The organism is Gayadomonas joobiniege G7 (genome assembly GCF_000300815.1).
Taxonomy (GTDB): domain Bacteria; phylum Pseudomonadota; class Gammaproteobacteria; order Enterobacterales; family Alteromonadaceae; genus Catenovulum; species Catenovulum joobiniege.
The window spans coordinates 873,365-893,228 of the sequence record NZ_AMRX01000006.1 but is presented as its reverse complement, the minus strand read 5'-3'; the positions used below and the strand labels follow the sequence as shown (position 1 = coordinate 893,228).

Annotated in this window: 18 protein-coding genes; 14 read left to right on the top strand and 4 right to left on the bottom strand. The window is 41.1% G+C overall.

Features of this window, described 5'->3' with window-relative positions; all coding sequences use genetic code 11:
* Window positions 1-59: 59 nt before the first annotated feature.
* The gene (locus tag C727_RS0111175) at window positions 60-1,103 is read left to right on the top strand and encodes a UDP-glucose--hexose-1-phosphate uridylyltransferase (RefSeq protein WP_017445732.1); all 1,044 of its coding nucleotides are present in this window, start codon (window positions 60-62) and stop codon (window positions 1,101-1,103) included.
* Window positions 1,104-1,118: 15 nt separating this feature from the next.
* Complete coding sequence (galK, locus tag C727_RS0111170; RefSeq protein WP_017445731.1) at window positions 1,119-2,264, top strand: galactokinase; 1,146 nt, start codon at window positions 1,119-1,121, stop codon at window positions 2,262-2,264.
* Between the two features lie 36 nt (window positions 2,265-2,300).
* On the opposite strand, the gene C727_RS0111165 is transcribed toward galK, so the two are convergent.
* From C727_RS0111165 to map, 4 genes are all read right to left on the bottom strand, one after another.
* Window positions 2,301-3,311, bottom strand: a complete 1,011-nt coding sequence (locus C727_RS0111165) for a LacI family DNA-binding transcriptional regulator (RefSeq protein ID WP_017445730.1) — start codon at window positions 3,309-3,311, stop codon at window positions 2,301-2,303.
* Between the two features lie 176 nt (window positions 3,312-3,487).
* The gene (gene dapD / locus C727_RS0111160; protein ID WP_017445729.1) at window positions 3,488-4,312 is read right to left on the bottom strand and encodes a 2,3,4,5-tetrahydropyridine-2,6-dicarboxylate N-succinyltransferase; all 825 of its coding nucleotides are present in this window, start codon (window positions 4,310-4,312) and stop codon (window positions 3,488-3,490) included.
* 9 nt (window positions 4,313-4,321) lie between these two features.
* Window positions 4,322-6,943: a [protein-PII] uridylyltransferase gene (gene glnD, locus C727_RS0111155; RefSeq protein ID WP_017445728.1), complete on the bottom strand. Its 2,622-nt coding sequence runs from the start codon at window positions 6,941-6,943 to the stop codon at window positions 4,322-4,324.
* Window positions 6,944-6,964: 21 nt separating this feature from the next.
* The gene (gene map, locus C727_RS0111150; protein WP_017445727.1) at window positions 6,965-7,783 is read right to left on the bottom strand and encodes a type I methionyl aminopeptidase; all 819 of its coding nucleotides are present in this window, start codon (window positions 7,781-7,783) and stop codon (window positions 6,965-6,967) included.
* A 196-nt stretch (window positions 7,784-7,979) separates the two neighbouring features.
* On the opposite strand from map, the gene rpsB reads away from it, so the two are divergent.
* From rpsB to fabZ, 12 genes are all read left to right on the top strand, one after another.
* On the top strand, window positions 7,980-8,708 hold the full coding sequence (gene rpsB, locus C727_RS0111145; protein WP_017445726.1) for a 30S ribosomal protein S2: 729 nt from the start codon (window positions 7,980-7,982) through the stop codon (window positions 8,706-8,708).
* Between the two features lie 91 nt (window positions 8,709-8,799).
* On the top strand, window positions 8,800-9,651 hold the full coding sequence (tsf, locus tag C727_RS0111140; RefSeq protein ID WP_017445725.1) for a translation elongation factor Ts: 852 nt from the start codon (window positions 8,800-8,802) through the stop codon (window positions 9,649-9,651).
* 58 nt (window positions 9,652-9,709) lie between these two features.
* Window positions 9,710-10,453: a UMP kinase gene (pyrH, locus tag C727_RS0111135; protein WP_017445724.1), complete on the top strand. Its 744-nt coding sequence runs from the start codon at window positions 9,710-9,712 to the stop codon at window positions 10,451-10,453.
* A gap of 18 nt (window positions 10,454-10,471) precedes the next feature.
* Window positions 10,472-11,029, top strand: a complete 558-nt coding sequence (frr, locus tag C727_RS0111130; RefSeq protein ID WP_017445723.1) for a ribosome recycling factor — start codon at window positions 10,472-10,474, stop codon at window positions 11,027-11,029.
* A 38-nt stretch (window positions 11,030-11,067) separates the two neighbouring features.
* Entirely contained in the window at window positions 11,068-11,814 is a 747-nt protein-coding gene (gene uppS / locus C727_RS0111125) for a polyprenyl diphosphate synthase (protein WP_040459238.1), read from the top strand.
* Window positions 11,798-12,694 carry a phosphatidate cytidylyltransferase gene (locus tag C727_RS0111120; protein WP_017445721.1) on the top strand — a complete coding sequence of 299 codons (897 nt, stop codon included), beginning with the start codon at window positions 11,798-11,800 and terminating at the stop codon, window positions 12,692-12,694. Before uppS ends, C727_RS0111120 begins: the two co-directional genes overlap by 17 nt.
* Entirely contained in the window at window positions 12,695-13,879 is a 1,185-nt protein-coding gene (ispC, locus tag C727_RS0111115) for a 1-deoxy-D-xylulose-5-phosphate reductoisomerase (RefSeq protein ID WP_017445720.1), read from the top strand.
* Window positions 13,879-15,228, top strand: coding sequence for a sigma E protease regulator RseP (rseP, locus tag C727_RS0111110; protein WP_017445719.1), 1,350 nt, complete (start codon window positions 13,879-13,881; stop codon window positions 15,226-15,228). The genes ispC and rseP overlap by 1 nt, the downstream gene beginning before the upstream one ends.
* A gap of 20 nt (window positions 15,229-15,248) precedes the next feature.
* Window positions 15,249-17,750, top strand: a complete 2,502-nt coding sequence (gene bamA, locus C727_RS0111105; RefSeq protein WP_017445718.1) for an outer membrane protein assembly factor BamA — start codon at window positions 15,249-15,251, stop codon at window positions 17,748-17,750.
* 16 nt (window positions 17,751-17,766) lie between these two features.
* Window positions 17,767-18,285, top strand: coding sequence for an OmpH/Skp family outer membrane protein (locus C727_RS0111100; protein WP_017445717.1), 519 nt, complete (start codon window positions 17,767-17,769; stop codon window positions 18,283-18,285).
* On the top strand, window positions 18,285-19,319 hold the full coding sequence (gene lpxD, locus C727_RS0111095; RefSeq protein WP_017445716.1) for a UDP-3-O-(3-hydroxymyristoyl)glucosamine N-acyltransferase: 1,035 nt from the start codon (window positions 18,285-18,287) through the stop codon (window positions 19,317-19,319). The genes C727_RS0111100 and lpxD overlap by 1 nt, the downstream gene beginning before the upstream one ends.
* Before the next feature lie 75 nt (window positions 19,320-19,394).
* Window positions 19,395-19,862, top strand: coding sequence for a 3-hydroxyacyl-ACP dehydratase FabZ (fabZ, locus tag C727_RS0111090; RefSeq protein WP_017445715.1), 468 nt, complete (start codon window positions 19,395-19,397; stop codon window positions 19,860-19,862).
* Window positions 19,863-19,864 lie beyond the last annotated feature (2 nt).

The following is a 19,864-nucleotide window of genomic DNA, read 5'->3' as shown; positions in this document are numbered from 1 at the left end:
CCATATTCGCATGCTATTAACATTAAAATTACTTAGGTTCACTGACAAAAGGGTAAATTATGACCACTGAATTTGATCCAACTGAACATCCTCATCGCCGCTATAACCCCATGATTGGAGAGTGGGTACTGGTTTCGCCACATCGAGCTAAACGCCCTTGGCAAGGTCAGCAAGAAACGTTAGACGAAGAGCAAAAGCCAAGTTATGATGAGTCTTGTTATTTGTGTCCAACCAATAAACGTATTACTGGTGAACAAAACCCTGACTATAAAGGCACCTTTGTTTTCCAAAACGATTTTGCGGCACTAAAACCTGATACCGTGGTTCACCAAACAGAAGACCCTTTGTTCCGCAGTGAATCGGCCCAAGGCTGTAGCCGAGTGATTTGTTTTTCACCGGATCACAGTAAAACCCTGCCTGAATTAAGTCAGTCTGAAATTCAGCAAGTAATAGATACTTGGCAAGATCAGTGTTCTGATTTATCTAAAGATTATGAGTGGATTCAAGTATTTGAAAATAAAGGTGCAATGATGGGCTGTTCTAACCCACATCCACATGGTCAAATTTGGGCGCACCATCATTTACCGACTTTAGCGGCAAAAAAACAAACCCATTTTTCTGCTTACACTGATAAAAATCATAGCAACATGCTGTTAGATTACGCAAAGCGTGAATCGGCAAATGGTGAGCGGACGGTTGTTGAAAATGATGATTGGATTGTCGTTGTGCCTTACTGGGCGGGTTGGCCGTTTGAAACCCTATTATTACCTAAGTTTGCGGTGACTAGAATGGTTGATTTGAACGACGGTCAAAAATCAACTTTGGCTGACATTTTGCAGCAGATAACTATCCGGTACGATAACCTGTTTAACACGTCTTTTCCATATTCAATGGGTTGGCATGGGGCGCCTTATGACGGTCAAAGCCATTTTGAATGGAACTTGCACGCGCACTTTTTCCCGCCTTTGTTACGTTCTGCAACGGTCAGAAAATTTATGGTGGGTTATGAAATGATGGCTGAAGCACAACGTGATCTAACGCCAGAGCAAGCGGCCACACGTTTACGTGAAGTCCCTGCAGTACATTATAAGTCAGCCAAATAATTAGAGGAACAAGCAATGAGCAGAATGCAAAAATTAGCACAACAATTTAATCAGTTTTTTGGTTATCAAGGGACTCATGAGTGTCACGCACCCGGTCGTGTTAATTTAATTGGTGAGCATACAGACTATAACGGTGGTTTTGTACTACCTGCCGCAATTAATTTTGGCACTGATATTGTTGCGGCTAAACGTGACGATAACAAAGTGAAAGTATTAGCAGTTGATATCAATGAAGAAGTCAGCGAATTTGCACTGAACGACATTCAGTTTGATGAACAGTATAGTTGGAGTAATTATGTTCGCGGTGTTTTAATTGCTTTACAAAAAGTTTTTCCAAAAGTCGGAGGCGCTGATTTAGCAGTGTCTGGCAATGTACCTCAGGGGGCTGGTTTAAGTTCTTCAGCCAGTTTTGAGATCGCGGTACTTAAATGTTTTGCTAGCCTTTACGAGTTGCCGTTAGATGGTGTAAAAGCCGCACTTTTGGGTCAGCAAGCTGAAAATGAATTTGTTGGTTGTTCATGTGGCATTATGGATCAGTTAATTTCGGCAATGGGTCATAAAGGACATGCCATGTTATTAGACTGTGAGTCATTAGACATTGCCCATTCATCAATTCCAGCAGCGTTAGACTTGGTTATTATTAACTCAAATGTAAAACGTGGTTTAGTTGACAGTGAATACAATACCCGTCGTGAGCAATGTGAAACTGCTGCACGCGCAATGGGATTTAAAACATTGCGTCCTGCGACGATGCAAGATTTGCAAGCGTCTAAAGATAAAATGTCTGACGCAGAATATCGTAGAGCGCATCATGTTATTACTGAAAATCAGCGTACTAAAGATATGTTTGACGCGTTAAATGCAGCTGATATGGCAACCATGAGCCGCTTGATGGGAGAATCTCATGTATCAATGCGCGATGACTTTGAAATTACGACCAGCCAAATTGATTATTTAGTTGAAATCATTGGTGATGTGATTAAAGAACAAGGCGGCGTACGTATGACAGGTGGCGGTTTTGGTGGTTGTGTTGTTTCTTTAGTGCCTAAAAACTTAACTGAGGCGGTTAAACAGGTCGTTAATGAAAAGTACGAAGCAAAAACGGGTTTAAAAGCCAGTATTTTTGTCTGCTCAGCCGAGCAGGGGGCGTTTGCTGGTTAAACTGTACACGAGCAATAACCCCAGCTTCGGCTCGGGTTATTGTGTTAGGTTTTTAATCGACTGACGGCTAACAATGCTTGGGGTAAATTTATAACCACTCGGGTCCGGTGTAAACTCTAGATTAGTCGATTTTTCAATCGCTAACTCTGCGGCTTTTACGGCCATTTCTTCAATTGGGTAGTGCAAGGTTGATAGTTTTGGTCGGCAAAATCTTGCCAACATCACATCATCAAAACCCATCACAGAGATCTGCTCTGGTAACTGATAGCCTGCTTCTTGTAAAACTGAAATTGCACCGGCAGCCATTGCATCGTTATAAGCGATAACAGCGGTAAAATCAGGTTTATTGTTTAACAGCTTTTGCATCGCCTGTGCCCCTCCTTCTAGGTCGGGTTTGTCACAGGCTATTTGTTGTTCGCTTAATTGAATATTGGCTTTGGCTAATTCGTCTTTGATACCGTCAAGCCGTTCATAGGGGTCATTAATTTGATACTCGGAGCTTAACACAACAAATTTCTGATGGCCGTTATTTAACAGGTGACGAGCCATGAGTCCTCCACCCACATAGTTGTCTAACCAAACACAACAGTCGGCAATTTCTGGAATGTAGCGGTTAATTAGGACAAATCCTGGTACTTGTTTGGCAAAATCTATGAGGGTGTGATTATCTAAAGCTTTGCTATGTACTATCATAGCTTCGCAGCGGTGCTCAAATAAAGTTTCTATGGCTTTACGTTCAGTTTTAGCATGGATAGAGCCTGAGCTTAACAATATTTGCAAATTTTGCTCCCGGGCAACACTTTCAATTCCGTGCGCAAGGGTTGCAAAAAATGGGTCGGATAGCTCAGCTAAAACAACGCCGATAGACGGGTTTTTTTGTTTAACCAGTGCACGTGCGTTAGCATTGGGTCGATAACCCAAATCTTTCATGATGGCTTTAATTCGTTCACGAGTTTTATCGCTAACTTTAGGACCGTTGTTAATAACCCTAGACACTGTGGCGAGGGATACACCGGCTTCTTTTGCTATATCTTTGATGGTGGCCATGAAAAAAACTTCTGCTAACACAATAGTAATAATATTACTAAAATATTGATTTATTTGGTAGTTATTTAAACAGTGTGAGCAGAAAAAGACGTTGGGCCTGGTATTTGTTGCGCTAAATACAAACAGGCCCTAAATGAGGGTAAGAATGACGCATATGGGCCATTCTTATTGTCACCTTAATCGATTGTGCGTAAAAGCTCGTTGATTCCAACTTTACCTAAAGTTTTTGCGTCAACTTTTTTCACAATAACAGCGGCGTATAAGCTGTAAGTGCCACATTTAGAAGGCAATGAACCAGAAACAACAACAGAGCCAGCCGGCACACGGCCATAGTGAATTTCGCCAGTTTCGCGATCAAAAATACGAGTGCTTTGACCAATGTAAACACCCATAGAAATCACTGAACCTTCTTCAACCACCACACCTTCAACAATTTCAGAGCGGGCGCCGATAAAACAGTTGTCTTCGATAATGGTAGGGTTCGCTTGTAATGGCTCTAACACACCACCAATACCTACGCCACCAGATAAGTGTACGTTTTTACCAATTTGTGCACATGAACCTACAGTGGCCCAAGTATCTACCATAGATCCTTCATCTACATAGGCACCGATATTAACGTATGACGGCATTAAAACAGTGTTTTTGGCAATAAATGAACCACGACGAACAGCCGCTGGTGGTACCACACGAACACCGTCAGCTTTAAATTGTTCGGCAGTGTAGTCTGCATATTTCATTGGGACTTTATCATAGTACTGAGTTTCACCACCTTGGATAGGTGCATTGTCATTAATACGGAATGACAATAAAACGGCTTTTTTCAGCCATTGATGAACAACCCATTCACCCTCTATTTTTTCTGCAACGCGAGCTTCGCCTTGGTCGATTTTAGTCATTGCAGTTTCGATGGCGCTACGGACTTCGTCCGATACATTGCTTGGGGTGATCTCGGCGCGGTTTTCAAACGCCTGTTCGATGATGTCTTTGATTTCTGCCATGTTTTACTCTCAGTTTGCAGGTTTAATTGTTAATGTCTGTCTTAATTGTTGAGCCAGACTAGATTTTTCTGAATCGCTTAGCGGTTCACCAGATTGATTGGTTAAAACAAAAAAGTCTTCAGCCCGTTCGCCTATTGTAGCGACTTTAGCAGCATGAATGGTAATTTTGTTCTGATAAAAAATACGCCCAATTTTAACCAGTAATCCCGGTGTATCAAGTGCTTCTAATTGCATCATGCTGCGTTTGTCGTTTTTATGTTCAACCCAGGTCACTTTTGTTGGAATATTGAACTGCTTAATGTTACGCGGAATACGTTCGGGCACTTTAGGTTGACCTTGTTCAGCAATCGCCTCTTTGATGGCATCATAAATGTCTTTAAAGCGTTTTTTCTTAACTTGACTGCCGTCATCTTCCAATACAATAAAAGTATCTAAAGCAGCTTTGCTGTTAGTATTTAAGATGTTGGCATCATGAATATTAAAATTTTTACGATCGAGTGCCGAACATATGCTGGCGAATAAATATTCTCGATCAGGCAGGTAAATAAATACCGCAGTGCCCCCTTTATGTCGGCTGTTATCTACGGCTACACAGGCACCTTCTTTATTATTGATAATGGTTTTAGCATGCCAACAGATTTGCTCAACGCTATAGCGTAAAAAATAATCGTTGGGTAAATCTTGCCATAAAAATTGTACATCGTTTAACGCTAATTTATCGTTTAAAAGTTGATCTAGAGCGATTTCGCGCTTTTCGGCAATTTGTTCACTCACCGTCGCCGGCTCTTCTAAACCACTACGTAGGGCATTTAACGTTGCACTATATAGTTGTTGCAGCAGTGAGGCTTTCCAATCGTTTAATAAAGTCGCATTGGTGGCACGGATGTCCGCTAGTGTTAAAGCGTAGAGCAGGTTTAAGCGGGTTTCATTTTGTACCCGTTGGCAAAAGTCTAAAATAACCTCAGGATCATTTATATCTTTGCGCTGCGCAATAACAGACATTAATAAATGGTTTTCAACCAACCAGGCTATCATGTCGGCGTCTGAATCACTGATTTTGTGTAACCGACAAAAATTTTTGACGGCAATTGCACCTAATTCGCTATGATCACCGCCTTTGCCTTTGCAAATATCATGATAAATTGCAGCAATATATAAAAGCTCAAGTTTTCCGAACTCATTACAAATCGCAGAGCAGCGCGGAAACTCTTTTTTGTGCTCGGATTGAGTGTACCTAAAGATATTTTTTATAAGGCGATTGGTATGTTCATCTACCGTATAGCTATGAAATAAATCAAATTGCATTAAACCGACGATATGTGCCCAATCATGGTTGTAAATTGCCATCACACCATGTTTGTGCATTAAATCCCAACTAATCGCAAAAAAATTGGGGTGACACAATAATTGCATAAAACGTTCACGACATGCTTTTAGCTGTAACAGTTCTAAGCTTTCGTATTTACGCCGTGCATTGCGTAATAGTCTTAACGTAGATGAATGTAAACCCAGAATTTTTTTATGGTCGGCAATGATTAAAAACATATCTAAAATTTGTGCAGGGGTATCAAATATGTCGCTACGGCGGGCTTTAATTAATCCGTTGACGATTTCAAAGTCATTATTTAGACGTTTGCGATTCCACGGCCGAAAGCTAACCACAAATTCGTCCGAAAAATATTGCAATAGGACCTGGTTGAGTTCTACTACGCGGCGTACCATCACAAAAAAGCGTTTCATCATGCTTTCAACAGCCGCTTTGCTGTCTCCATAACCTAATAGTTTAGCAACCGCGGGTTGGTGTTCAAATAACAGTCGGTTTTCGCTGCGTCCTGCAACCATATGCAATGCAAAGCGCATATGCCATAAAAACTCACGACAATCCTGAAGTTCACGCAGCTCTTCGTCTGTCATAAAGTCCTGTTTGACCAGTTGGCTGCCGTCAAACACTTTATAATGTTTTTTAGCGATCCAGCCAATATTCTGAATATCGCGCAAACAGCCGGGATTTTCTTTGATATTAGGTTCTAGGTTGTAGCTGGTATCGTTGAACTTTTTGTGGCGGATTTTTTGCTCTTCTATTTTAGCTTTAAAAAATTTAACACTTGGCCAAAATTGGCGGGAGTTAATTTTTTTGTTGAGTTCGCTAAAGAGTTTTTCATCACCATTTAACAGGCGTGATTCGAGTAGGTTAGTGGCAATTGTAATATCTTCTTGTCCTAAACTAATCGTCTCTTTTAGTGTACGTAAACTTTGCCCAATATCTAACCCTAAATCCCATAAACTGGTTACAAAACGACTCACTTTTTGCTCACAATTTTTGCTAATTCGTTCACGAGATAAAATAAGAAGGTCAATATCCGAATGCAAATTTAAATGACCTCGGCCATAACCACCAACCGCAACGAGTGCCAATTCACACTCATCGTTTAATGTGACTAGTTGCCATAATTTACGGATTAGATTATCAATAAAAAAGGCCCGACCCAGCACCAACTTAGCAATGGGTTGCTGGGTAAATTCGCTCTGCAGCCAATCATGATAGTTGTCAACTAGACTTCGCAGCGACTGAATATTATCGAGGTTATCAATCGTTTTTAATTGTTCTAAAAAGGCTTGTTGGCTGCTCACTGAATGTTTCCTGTTTTTTGGTTATCGGATTCTTGCGATGGTCTCATCTTCTCGTAACGTTAATATTTCACAACCATCATCGGTGACTAACAGCGTATGCTCCCATTGCGCACTGAGACTACGGTCTCGGGTAACAACTGTCCAGTCATCTTTTAAAACTTTAGTCTCTCTTTTACCAGCATTGATCATAGGTTCAATTGTTAAACACATGCCTGCTTGTAATACTTCACCTGTGCCAGGTTTCCCATAGTGTAATACTTGGGGCTCTTCATGGAATTCTTGACCAATGCCGTGACCGCAATATTCGCGAACGACAGAAAAGCCTTCGCCATGCGCATGTTTAGATATTGCATGGCCAATATCGCCTAATCGAACGCCAGGTTTGACCATTTCGATAGCAAGATATAAACATTCTTGGGTGTTTTTGATTAATCGTTCAGCTAATCGAGTTTTTAAACTAGAGGGGCCGACTAAAAACATGGCACTGGTATCACCGTGATACCCGTTCAAATGAAGTGCATCGTTGCTATCTTCATCGTAGCGTACGGTAACGTCGATATTGATAATATCACCGTCTTTTAACATTTTATCATTTGGGATGCCATGGCAAACCACATGATTAACCGACGTACAGATAGATTTTGGAAATCCATGATAGTTTAACGGTGCTGGATATGCTTTTTGCACATTAACAATATAATCATGGCAAATTTGATTTAATTCATCGGTTGTGACGCCTTTTTTAACATACGGCGCTATCATCTGCAAAACTTCTGCCGCCATTTTGCCAGCGGTACGCATTTTTTCAATTTGTTCAGGTGTTTTAATTTTAATACTCAAGAGTTCGCCTCGCGGTGATTTTTAATTGTCGTTTGAGGCTGTCTATGGTATAAAGCGCGCCAGCAATTCGCAAATGAATTGTGATATTACTTAACTTTAAACCACACACACATACCAGAACCTTGTCCGGGGTGCCATTTTATGGTCGGATTTCGGGGGTATGTGGAGGCTTAACCCCAATTAAATGAGGAAAATTATGCCAAACGTATCTATGCGCGACATGCTAAAAGCAGGTGTTCACTTCGGTCACCAAACCCGTTACTGGGAACCAAAAATGAAACCTTACATTTTTGGTGCGCGCAATAAAATTCATATCATCAACCTTGAAAAAACTGTACCTATGTTCAACGAAGCTCTGGCTGAACTGTCAAAAGTTGCCCAGCGCAAAGGTAAAATTTTATTCGTTGGTACTAAACGTGCAGCTGGCGAATCGGTTAAAGCTGCAGCTCAAAGCTGTGACCAATATTATGTTAACCATCGCTGGTTAGGTGGTATGTTGACTAACTGGAAAACAGTTCGTCAATCAATTAAACGTTTGAAAGATTTAGAGACTCAAAGCCAAGACGGTACTTTTGAGAAACTAACTAAAAAAGAAGCCCTGATGCTGACTCGCGAAATGCAAAAATTAGAGTTAAGCCTGGGTGGTATCAAAAACATGGGTGGCTTACCAGATGTTTTATTTGTAATTGATGCTGACCATGAGCACATTGCAATTAAAGAAGCAAACAACCTGGGTATTCCGGTTATCTCTGTTGTAGATACAAACTCTAAGCCTGATAACGTTGATTACGTTATTCCTGGCAACGATGATGCAATCCGTGCAATTCAATTATATTTGAATGCAGCAGCGGCTGCTGTGACTGAAGGTCGTGAAAGCAACCTTGAAGTTCAAGCTGAAAAAGACGGTTTTGTTGAAGCAGAATAATTCTGTTGTAATAACCAGCATCTATTGTTAAACAGGGGCACTATGCCCCTGTTTATTAAATGGCGAATTAAATATACGAGGATGAGTTAAGATGGCAATTACTGCTGCTCTGGTTAAAGAGCTTCGTGAGCGCACAGGCGCGGGTATGATGGATTGTAAAAAAGCTTTGGTAGAAACTGATGGTGATATCGAAGCGGCAATCGAAAATATGCGTAAATCAGGTCAGGCTAAAGCAGCTAAAAAAGCTGGTAATATCGCCGCTGAAGGTACTATTATCATCAAACAAAAAGATGGTGTAGCCGTATTAGTTGAAGTGAACTGTCAAACAGACTTTGTTGCTAAAGATTCTAACTTCTTATCTTTTGCAAACGAAGTTGCTGATAGTGCGATTGCTGAAAAAACTGATATCGATAGCTTAAAAGCTAAATTTGAAGAAACCCGTGTTGCTTTAGTCGCAAAAATTGGTGAAAACATCAATGTTCGTCGTCTTGAGTACGTTGAAGGTCAAGACTTAGCAAGCTACACCCACGGTGATCGCATTGGTGTTGTTGTTGCCGGCCAAGGTGACGTAGAAACATTAAAACATGTTGCCATGCATGTTGCTGCGAGCAAACCAGAATATGTTAATCCAACTGACGTTCCTGCTGATGTTGTTGAAAAAGAAAAAGCCATTCAAATTGATATCGCGATGAATGAAGGTAAGCCGGCAGAAATCGCTGAAAAAATGGTGACTGGTCGAATGAAAAAATTCACTGGTGAAATTTCTTTAACAGGTCAGGCCTTCATCATGGAGCCTAAAAAGTCTGTTGGTGAATACCTTAAAGAAAAAGGTGCTAGCGTAACTTCTTTCACTCGTTTAGAAGTAGGCGAGGGCATCGAAAAGAAAGAAGAAGACTTTGCTGCTGAAGTTCAAGCGCAGATGGCCGCTGCAAAAGGCCAGTAAGTTATTTCTCTGAGCCGCGTCTACCGCGGCTTTTTTTTGACACTAGATGGAAACGAATATGAATCCTAAACCTCACTATCGACGCGTCCTATTAAAATTAAGTGGCGAAGCCTTAATGGGCGATGAAGGCTTTGGCATTGACCCTAAAGTATTAGACCGCATGGCTCAAGAAATAAAAGAACTCGTTGAGCAGGGTGTGCAAGTTGGCATTGTAATAGGCGGTGGTAATTTGTTTCGTGGTTCTGGTTTAGCAAAAGCAGGTATGAACCGTGTAGTCGGTGATCACATGGGTATGCTGGCAACAACAATGAACGGTTTAGCAATGCGCGATGCGCTACACCGTGCCTATGTGAACGCGCGTCTGATGTCTGCGATAGAACTCAGTGGTGTTTGTGATACATATAACTGGGCAGAAGCGATAAGTTTATTAAAAGCTGGCAAGGTTGTTATTTTTGCCGCTGGCACAGGCAACCCGTTTTTTACCACAGATTCGGCGGCTTGTTTACGAGGTATCGAGATCGAAGCCGATGCGGTTTTAAAAGCAACCAAGGTGGATGGTGTATACTCAGATGATCCAGTTAGCAATCCAGATGCAGTGTTGCTTAGTGAGCTGAGTTACCAAGAAGTGTTAGAAAAAGAGCTCAAAGTGATGGATCTAGCCGCTTTTACATTAGCCCGCGATCACAGTTTACCGATCCGTGTTTTTAATATGAATAAGCCAGGCGCGTTGAAAAATGTTATCATGGGTGAAAAAGAAGGTACTGTGATCGATCACGCCGATAATTTAGAACTAAATACTTAGCAAAAACAGGAATATGCTGTGATTAAAGAAATTATTGAAGATGCACAAAGCCGTATGGCAAAAAGTGTTGAAGCGTTAAAAGGCCAATTAGCAAAAGTACGCACTGGCCGTGCTCACCCAAGCTTGTTAGACACCATTAAGGTGCCTTATTATGGTGTAGATACACCGTTAAATCAGGTTGGTAACGTTTCTGTATCTGATTCCCGTACATTGACAGTGTCAGTATTTGATAAGTCGTTAATTCAGGCGGTTGAAAAAGCGATCTTAACCTCTGACTTAGGATTAAATCCAAGCTCAGCTGGCACGACTATTCGTATTCCATTGCCACCGTTAACGGAAGAACGCCGTAAAGACCTAATTAAAATTGTTCGTGCTGAAGCTGAACAGGGTAGAGTCGCTGTGCGAAACATCCGCCGTGATGCAAATTCTGACATCAAATCGTTATTAAAAGATAAAGACATAAGCGAAGATGAAGCTAAAAAAGCTGAAGACGATGTTCAGAAGGTGACCGACGAGTATATCAAATCTGTTGACTCGGTTTTGGAAGCCAAAGAAAAGGAATTATTGGAAATCTAATTTAAAGCCCCTTATATGGGGCTTGTATTTGGAACGGCATGACTAATCCCACAAATATAACTACAAATACGCAAACCACTATCTGCCCGAAGCATGTCGGTATTATCATGGATGGCAATGGTCGTTGGGCTAAACAGCGTGGAAAAGCGCGCACATTTGGGCATAAAGCTGGCGTCGAATCAGTTCGCTCTGCGGTTAAGTTTGCTCAGCAAAGTGGTGTCCAAGTGCTCACTCTGTTTGCATTTAGCAGTGAAAATTGGAAGCGCCCAGAAGATGAAGTTTCTATTTTGATGGAGCTCTTTATGTATGTTCTGGGGCGTGAAGTAAAACGCTTGCACAAAAATAACGTCCGTTTAAAAGTCATCGGAGATACTCGTCGCTTTAGTGACAAACTGCAAAAAAAAATTGCCGAAGCTGAAGCGCAAACCGAACAGAATACAGGGTTAGTATTAGCGGTTGCGGCCAACTATGGTGGCCGTTGGGATATAGTGCAATCGGTCAATCATCATATTAAAAACAAACCGGGACAGCTAATTAGCGAAGACGATATCCATCAACAGGTCAGCCTAAGTGATTTTGCCGATCTGGATTTGATTATTCGAACCGGTGGCGAACAAAGAATCAGTAATTTTCTGTTATGGCATGCCGCGTATGCTGAACTTTATTTTAGCGATGAACTATGGCCAGATTTTCGTGAAGAAAGTTTTGCTAAAGCAATAAAAAGTTTTGCCAGCAGACAAAGACGATTCGGTCTGACAGGGGATCAGGTTGAAAATTCAAAATGATACGCAGATAAAACAAAGTAGTTTAAAAAAACGTATTTTAACGGCTTTGATTTTATTGCCATTGGCGTTAGTCGCCATTTTTAAATTGCCGCTGGCTTATTTTGCGCTTTTTACTGCCGCTATTTTAGCGATAGGCGCGTGGGAATGGGGGCCTTTTATCGGTTTTAATAACAAACGCCGACGAGCCTGTTTAGTCGGTTTGTTAATCGTTAGCATGCTGGCTCTAGGTTGGCATGGAGGCTTATTTACAAGCGGCCAGTTAGCAATATACACTGCTATTATTGAGCAATTAATATGGTTATCGCTTTTTTGGTGGGGGCTGGCACTTATTTTGGTTGTTTCCTATCCAAAGTCGGCACCTTTGTGGCGAACGAACCGTTGGTTAAAAGGTCTATTTGGTTTAGTGACTTTATTACCTGCTTGGTTGGCGATTAACTTGTTGCGTGGTTATCAATATCCGCAAGAAAGTCTGATGGGCGCTTGGTTGTTATTATATGTGATGTCTCTTGTTTGGGCGGCTGATATTGGTGCTTATTTTGCAGGCAAAGCTTTCGGTAAACGTAAGCTGATGCCCAATGTGAGTCCAGGAAAAACAATCGAAGGTATGTTAGGCGGCATGTTGGCGAGTGCCACTTTGATTTTTTTGGTTTTACAAACGCCTTTGTTTATCGGTCAAAATGGCTTAACCATAGTTTTTATTTCTTTATTGGTGGTGGTGAGTTCTGTACTGGGTGATTTATTAGAAAGCATGTTAAAGCGCCAGGCGGGGGTTAAAGATAGTGGAACAATTTTACCTGGCCATGGTGGCGTACTCGACCGAGTGGACAGCTTAACGGCTGCACTTCCTATTTTTGCCTGTTTATTCTTTTATGCAATCTAAATGAAAAATCTAGCAATTTTTGGTTCAACCGGTTCAATCGGTGAAAGCACCTTGGCGGTTGTTCGACAAAATCAAAAAATATTAAAAGTGTATGCACTTGCGGCCAATCAAAACGATAAGCGGCTACTCGCTCAATGTTTAGAATTTAAACCAGCCATTGCTGCTTTGGTTTGCCCACAAGCTGCCGCTCGTTTAGAAAAATCTTTAAAAGCGGCAAATTCAAATACGCAAGTGGTTTGCGGCACCGATAATTTAACCTTGCTTGCTAAAAGCGACGGTTATTGTACATTAGTGGCTGCCATTGTTGGAGCCGCGGGTTTACCCTCAACTTTTGCGGCGGCGCAAGCGGGTAAAAAGATTTTACTAGCAAACAAAGAAGCACTCGTAATGTCGGGGCGTTTATTCATTGATACCGTTAAACAAAATGGTGCTAAATTATTGCCGGTGGATAGCGAACATAATGCTATTTTTCAAAGTTTACCTGCTGAATATCAAAACGATTATTTAAATTTAGACATTCGTGATTTTGGTATTCATTCAATCATTTTAACGGGTTCAGGTGGGCCTTTTTTAAACCAGCCCTTGTCAAGTTTGGCAAGCAAAACACCGGAGCAAGCGTGCAAACATCCGAATTGGTCGATGGGACAAAAAATTTCGGTCGATTCAGCTAGTATGATGAATAAAGGTTTAGAGTTAATTGAAGCCTGTTGGTTATTCGGAGTAGACACTGACTTTATTGAAGTACTGATTCATCCACAGTCGGTGATTCATTCTATGGTTCGTTATATCGATGGTTCGGTTTTATCGCAAATGGGTGCGCCAGATATGAAGATTCCGATTGCTCATTGTTTAGGTTTTAGCGATCGGATCGCCAGCGCTGCGGACCATTATAATTTTATTGATGGGTGTGACTTTACCTTCAAACGCCCAGACTATCAGCGTTTTCCTAATCTTAAATTGGCAAAACAAGCGTTTAAAGCGGGACAAGAAGCGACCACAGTGTTAAGTGCCGTCAATGAGGTACATGTTGGCGCATTTTTACAAGGGCGCCTTAAATTTACTCAAATTGCAGAGCAAAATGAACGAATATTAAACAGCTATAGTCCCTCTTCTGTTTTTTCTATTGACAGTTTAATTCATATTGATCAGCATGCTCGTTCTATCGCTGAAGGAGCGTTGAGTTAATGAGTATTATCTGGAATTTAATTTCCTTTATTATCGCCATCAGTGTATTGGTTACCATACATGAATATGGTCATTATAAAGTCGCTCGCTGGTGTGGTGTTAAAGTATTAAGGTTTTCGGTTGGTTTTGGGAAACCCTTATGGCGTTGGACCAATAAAGACGGGGTCGAGTTTGTGATTGCTGCACTGCCTTTTGGGGGGTATGTGCGCATGTTAGATGAGCGGGTTGACTCTGTTAAAGCTGAAGAAGCTCATTTAGCCTTTAACCGCCGCCCTGTGTTACAACGTATTGCTGTAGTTGCAGCTGGCCCATTGGCAAATTTATTATTTGCAATTGTTGCACTGTGGGGCATGTATATGATTGGCGTGCCTGAAGTCAAACCTGTTTTAGGCGGTATTACGCAGTCATCTCCGGCCAGTGCCAGTGGCTTGCAGAGCGGTGATCAAATTGTCTCAGTTAATGGCCATAAAACACTGACTTGGCAACAAGTTAATTTAGAATTGATGGATGCAATAGGTGACAAGGATATGCAAATAAGTATCTTGCGACCATCAAATAGTCAGCCTATTAAACATACATTAAATCTTAAAGATTGGCACTTTGACGTTGAAAAAGGTAATTTGATCAGTGCATTAGGGTTAAAACCTTATCGTCCTGAAGTGAGCAATAAAATAGTGCAGGTCGCTGAAGGTAGCCCAGCCGAAAAAGGCGGATTAAAAGTCGGTGACAGAATTTTAGCTTTTGGCGAAGGTAAGCGCTTTGATTGGGAAAAAATATCCAAATGGATAGCCGAACACCCTGAGCAAAATGTTAAGCTATTGATCGAAAGAGACGGCAGTGAACTTGAACTTTCGTTGCAAACAGGCGTCAGAAAACGCAATGCTGAATCAATTGGCTATCTAGGGGTTGCCCCTGAAGTTGGTCAATGGCCGGACGAATACCGTTTTAACCATAGTTTTTCGGTAATAGATTCTTTGCATGAAGCCACCTTGAATACTTGGCGATTGATTACTTTAAGTTTTTCTATGATCGAAAAACTGGTGACCGGCGATGTGTCTTATAAATCATTAAGCGGTCCAATCTCAATTGCGCAGGGTGCCGGTCAGTCGGCAGGTTTAGGTGTGGTTTATTTTTTGAGCTTTTTGGCGTTAATTAGTGTCAATTTAGGCATAATTAATTTATTACCTTTACCTGTACTTGATGGTGGCCATTTAGTTTATTACTTTATAGAGTTTGTGACTGGTAAACCTGTACCGGAAAAAATACAGGAAATTGGGTTTAGAATAGGTGCTGCACTTATTTTTTGCTTGATGTCAGTCGCCATTTTAAATGATTTATCTCGTTGGTGAGAGAATAACTGAGTTTTCGAATGACAATAAAAAAATCAATTATAGCGTCCGCTGTCGCTTTGGTATTTTCAGGAAAAGCTGCTGCTATCGAAGAATTTATCATCGAAGATATTCAGGTTAACGGATTACAAAGAGTTGCGTTAGGCGCCTCTTTAACCTATATCCCGGTGCAAATTGGCGATAAATTGAGTGACTTTCGTTTGTCTCAGACAATCAAGTCATTGTTTGCATCTGGCCACTTTGATGATATTCAAGCATATCGAGAAGGCAATACACTTATTTTAAAAGTGTCTGAACGCCCAACGATTGCCGAAATAGAATTTGATGGCAACAAAGACGTCAAAGAAGAGCAGTTAAAAGAAAATTTAGACGATCAAAATATCCGTGTTGGCGAAACCCTAGATAAAACCACGTTAATTCAGTTAGAAAAAGGTCTTGAAGACTTTTATCAGAGTATTGGTAAATATAATGCCAAAGTGACTGCGAAAATTAGCCACTTGCCGCGTAAACGAGTGAAGTTAACTTTTGAGTTCAGCGAAGGGGATGCGGCTAAAGTTAAACAAATTAACCTAGTCGGCAACCAACTCTATTCGGACGCTGAACTTTTAGACTTGTTTGAGTCTGAATATGACTTACCTTGGTGGCGTTTTTTAGCAAACGACAGATATCAAAAACAAGCAATTTCTGGCGATATAGAAACCTTAGAATCTTTTTATAAAGACAAAGGTTATGTTCGTTTTGCAGTGGATTCGACTCAGGTCTCGTTAACACCAGACCGAGAGCAAGTTTACGTTACGTTAAATGTAACCGAAGGCGAAAAATACAAAATAAAAGACGTTTCTTTTATTGGTGATATGGTTGGCCTCGATCGGGCGATTAAAGCCATGGTGCCCATCCGTGAAGGCGCATTTTATAACGCGGCTGCAATCACCTACGCTGAAGAAACCATTAGTAACTATTTAGGTGCTTTTGGTTATGCATATCCAGAAGTTAAAACCATTCCAGATATTGATGACGAAAACAAAGAGGTATCTCTGACAATTTCTGTGACCCCAGGTAAACGAATTAACGTTCGTCGGATTGATTTTGTGGGTAATGGTGTAACAGATGATGAAGTTCTGCGCCGAGAATTACGACAGTTTGAAGGCAGTTGGCTGTCTAACCGTTTGTTAGAGTCGTCTAAAGCGCGATTAGCACGGTTGCCGTATATCGAAAATGTTAACTATGAAACCACTAAAGTACCGGGTCAAGAGGATTTAGTTGACGTTGTATTTAGTGTGACCGAACGTCCTTCAGGTTCATTTACCGCAGGGGTGGGTTATGGTGACTTAACGGGGTTAAGTTTACAGTTAGGCGTTCAACAACAAAACTTTTTAGGCACAGGTAACAGTGTTGGTATTAATGTAAACACTTATAGTTATTCGCGTCAGGTGAGTTTAAGTTTTACTGACCCATACTTTACCGTAGATGGTGTGAGTTTGGGCGGTTCTTTAAGTTACAGTGAGCTGGATTATGGTAACAGCTTCTCTAACTCAGAAGATTATGAATTAAGCCGAATCAGTGGTCGTTTGACGATAGGTTATCCACTTGATGAAATTAGTCGCCTAAATTATGGTGTGGGTTATTTACACAATGAAATGTCTAACATTTCACAGCCGTCTGAACAAATTAAAAACTTTTATTCTATCTATACTGACCCGGGCAACCGTAATAACCAGCTAGTATTTGATAATTACGAGTTTAATATTAACTGGTTACGCTCAACGTTAAACCGTGGTTTATTTCCAACTGCGGGTTACAGTCAAAATGTTGGTTTTAAGATCGCAGTACCAGGGTCAGACGCTCAGTTTTTTAAATTTACGGCTGAAGACAGACATTATTTTACGCTAAGTCGTGATCACCGCTGGGTGTTAATGACCAAAGCGTCTTTTGGATATGCGAACGGTTATGGTGATGTGAATGGTAATGACCATGTCCTGCCAATATGGGAAATGTTCCGTGCAGGTGGTTCTTCGACCATGCGAGGGTTCGAAAATAATGTTGTTGGTCCTAAACTCTTCTACCGTCAATCATCTACAACGACTGGTATCCCTGATGCGAGTGGTGAGACAGAAAATATTTTGTTAGGTCCTGAATTCGACAGCATTCAGATGTATACCCGCAATGGTAGCAATGCGATCTCTAATGGTGGTAACGCGCAGCTTTTGGGAACCTTAGAGTTGATTTTTCCGATTCCGTTTACCGAAGAAGAGTCTAATTCTTTGCGTCCGAGCTTTTTTATCGATGCGGGTAACGTGTGGGATACAGAATTTGATCTAGACTTGTACAATGACCTACAAGCTTCCGAACGTGCAAAACTGGCAGACTATGCCGATCCAGAACGCTTCCGTGCCTCTGCTGGGTTGTCAGTACAATGGATCTCGCCAATGGGTCCAATTGTATTTAGTTTTGCAAAACCACTGAAGAAGTTCTCTGATGACGATACTAAATTCTTCAGCTTTAATATTGGCCAGACCTTTTAATTTTTTAGGAGTTTTTATGAAAAAATATAATAAAGCTGCCGCTTTGTTAGTAACATTGGCAGCCGGCTTTTTTAGTTTACAAGCCAACGCAGCACAAAAAATTGGTGTAATTGATGTACAAGCTGTTTTTCAACAGTTACCGCAAGCCGCAGCAATTGAAAATACCATTAATGCTGAGTTTAAAGATCGTATTGAAGAGATTCAGCGTCTGCAAAACGACATCAAGTATTATATGGATAAGAAGCAACGTGAAGGGGCAACCTTGAGTGAAGCTCAGAAAAATGAAATTGATGGTAAAATCCGTGAATTGGGTACTCAATATCAAGAAAAAGCCAAACCTTTAGATGCTGAATTACGTCGTCGAAAGGCTGAAGAACAAAATCGCTTAGTCAGCATGATTAAAAAGTCAGTAGATAGCATTGGCGAAAAAGAAAATTATGACATCATTTTACAAAGCTCTGCTGTTGTGTATTTAGATGATGATGCCAACAATCTATCGCAAAAAGTTGTTGATGCTGTGAGTAAAATGAAATAATGGCCAGTTTCACTCTGGCTCAACTCGCTGAATTAACTGGCAGTGAATTAAAAGGGAATGCGGCGCACTCTGTGTGTGCTGTGGCCGACTTATCTGGTGCGGACCACAGCCAAATTACTTTTTACAAAGACAAAAAGTATCAGGCTCAACTTGCTGACAGTCAAGCGGGCGCGGTGATTTTAAAAGCAGAAGACCACGAGTTATTTAATGGGAACTGTTTAATCCATGATAATCCTTATTTAATTTACGCTAAGGTCTGTCAATTGTTTGATACCACCCCAGCGATAGCTTGTGGTATTAGCGCAAATGCGAGTATTGATAAAACTGCCGAAGTGGCGAGTGATTGCCATATTGGTGATTTTGCTGTGATCAGTGCCGGTGCAAAAATTGCGTCGGGCTGCCAAATTGGGGCCGGGGTTTTTGTTGGTGAAGGGGCTAAAATTGGCGCTAACACTAAAGTTTATGCCAATGCCAGCATTTATCATGCGGTCGAAATTGGTGCAGACTGTATCATTCACAGCAACGCTGTGATCGGATCCGATGGCTTTGGTTATGCGAACGAAAAATCTCAGTGGGTTAAAATTCCTCAAGTAGGTCGAGTGATAATCGGCGATAGGGTCGAAATAGGCGCCGGGACCACCATAGACCGGGGGGCGCTTAACGATACCCTAATTGCTAACGGTGTAATAATTGACAATAAGGTTCATATTGCCCACAACGTTAGCATAGGTGAAAATTCTGCCATTGCAGCCAATACAGGCATCGCTGGAAGTACCACCATAGGTAAACGCTGTACCATAGCCGGAAATGTTGGCATTAATGGGCATATCAATATTACTGATGATGTTCATTTTACTGGTATGACAATGGTGACTCAATCAATAGAAAAACCCGGCGTTTATTCTTCGGGTATGCCTGCGACCGACAATTTAAGTTGGCGAAAAAATACCGCTCGGTTACGGAAAGTTGAAACTTTATTTAATAAAGTAAAAGCCCTAGAGGCAGAATTAGCCGCGTTAAAAACACGCGATTAAGTTAAAATATCGCAAATATTGTTGATGACATATATAATGCGACCAATAAAAAAATGATGAACAGGAATTTTCGTTTTGACTAATGAACTTAACTCAATAGATATTCAAGAGATATTTACACTTTTACCGCACCGCTATCCATTTTTATTAATTGATCGTGTTGTAGATTACAAACCACTTGATTATCTACATGGGTATAAAAATATCACCGTTAATGAGCCTATCTTTACGGGTCACTTTCCGGATAAACCTATTTTTCCGGGAGTATTAATTGTTGAAGCCTTAGCTCAAGCGACTGGTGTTTTAGGTTTTAAATCTATGCAAGATGACCCGGACAGAGTCGCCAGTCAAGACGAACTATATTTATTAGCCGGTATTGATAACGTGCGTTTTAAGCAGCCGGTAACACCAGGTGACCAATTGCATTTACATGCTAATTTTGTCAAAGAACGCAAAGGCATCTGGAAATTTGATTGTGAAGCAAAAGTCGATGGCAAAGTGGTTTGTGCTGCCGACATCATGTGTGCTAGACGGGTAATGTAATT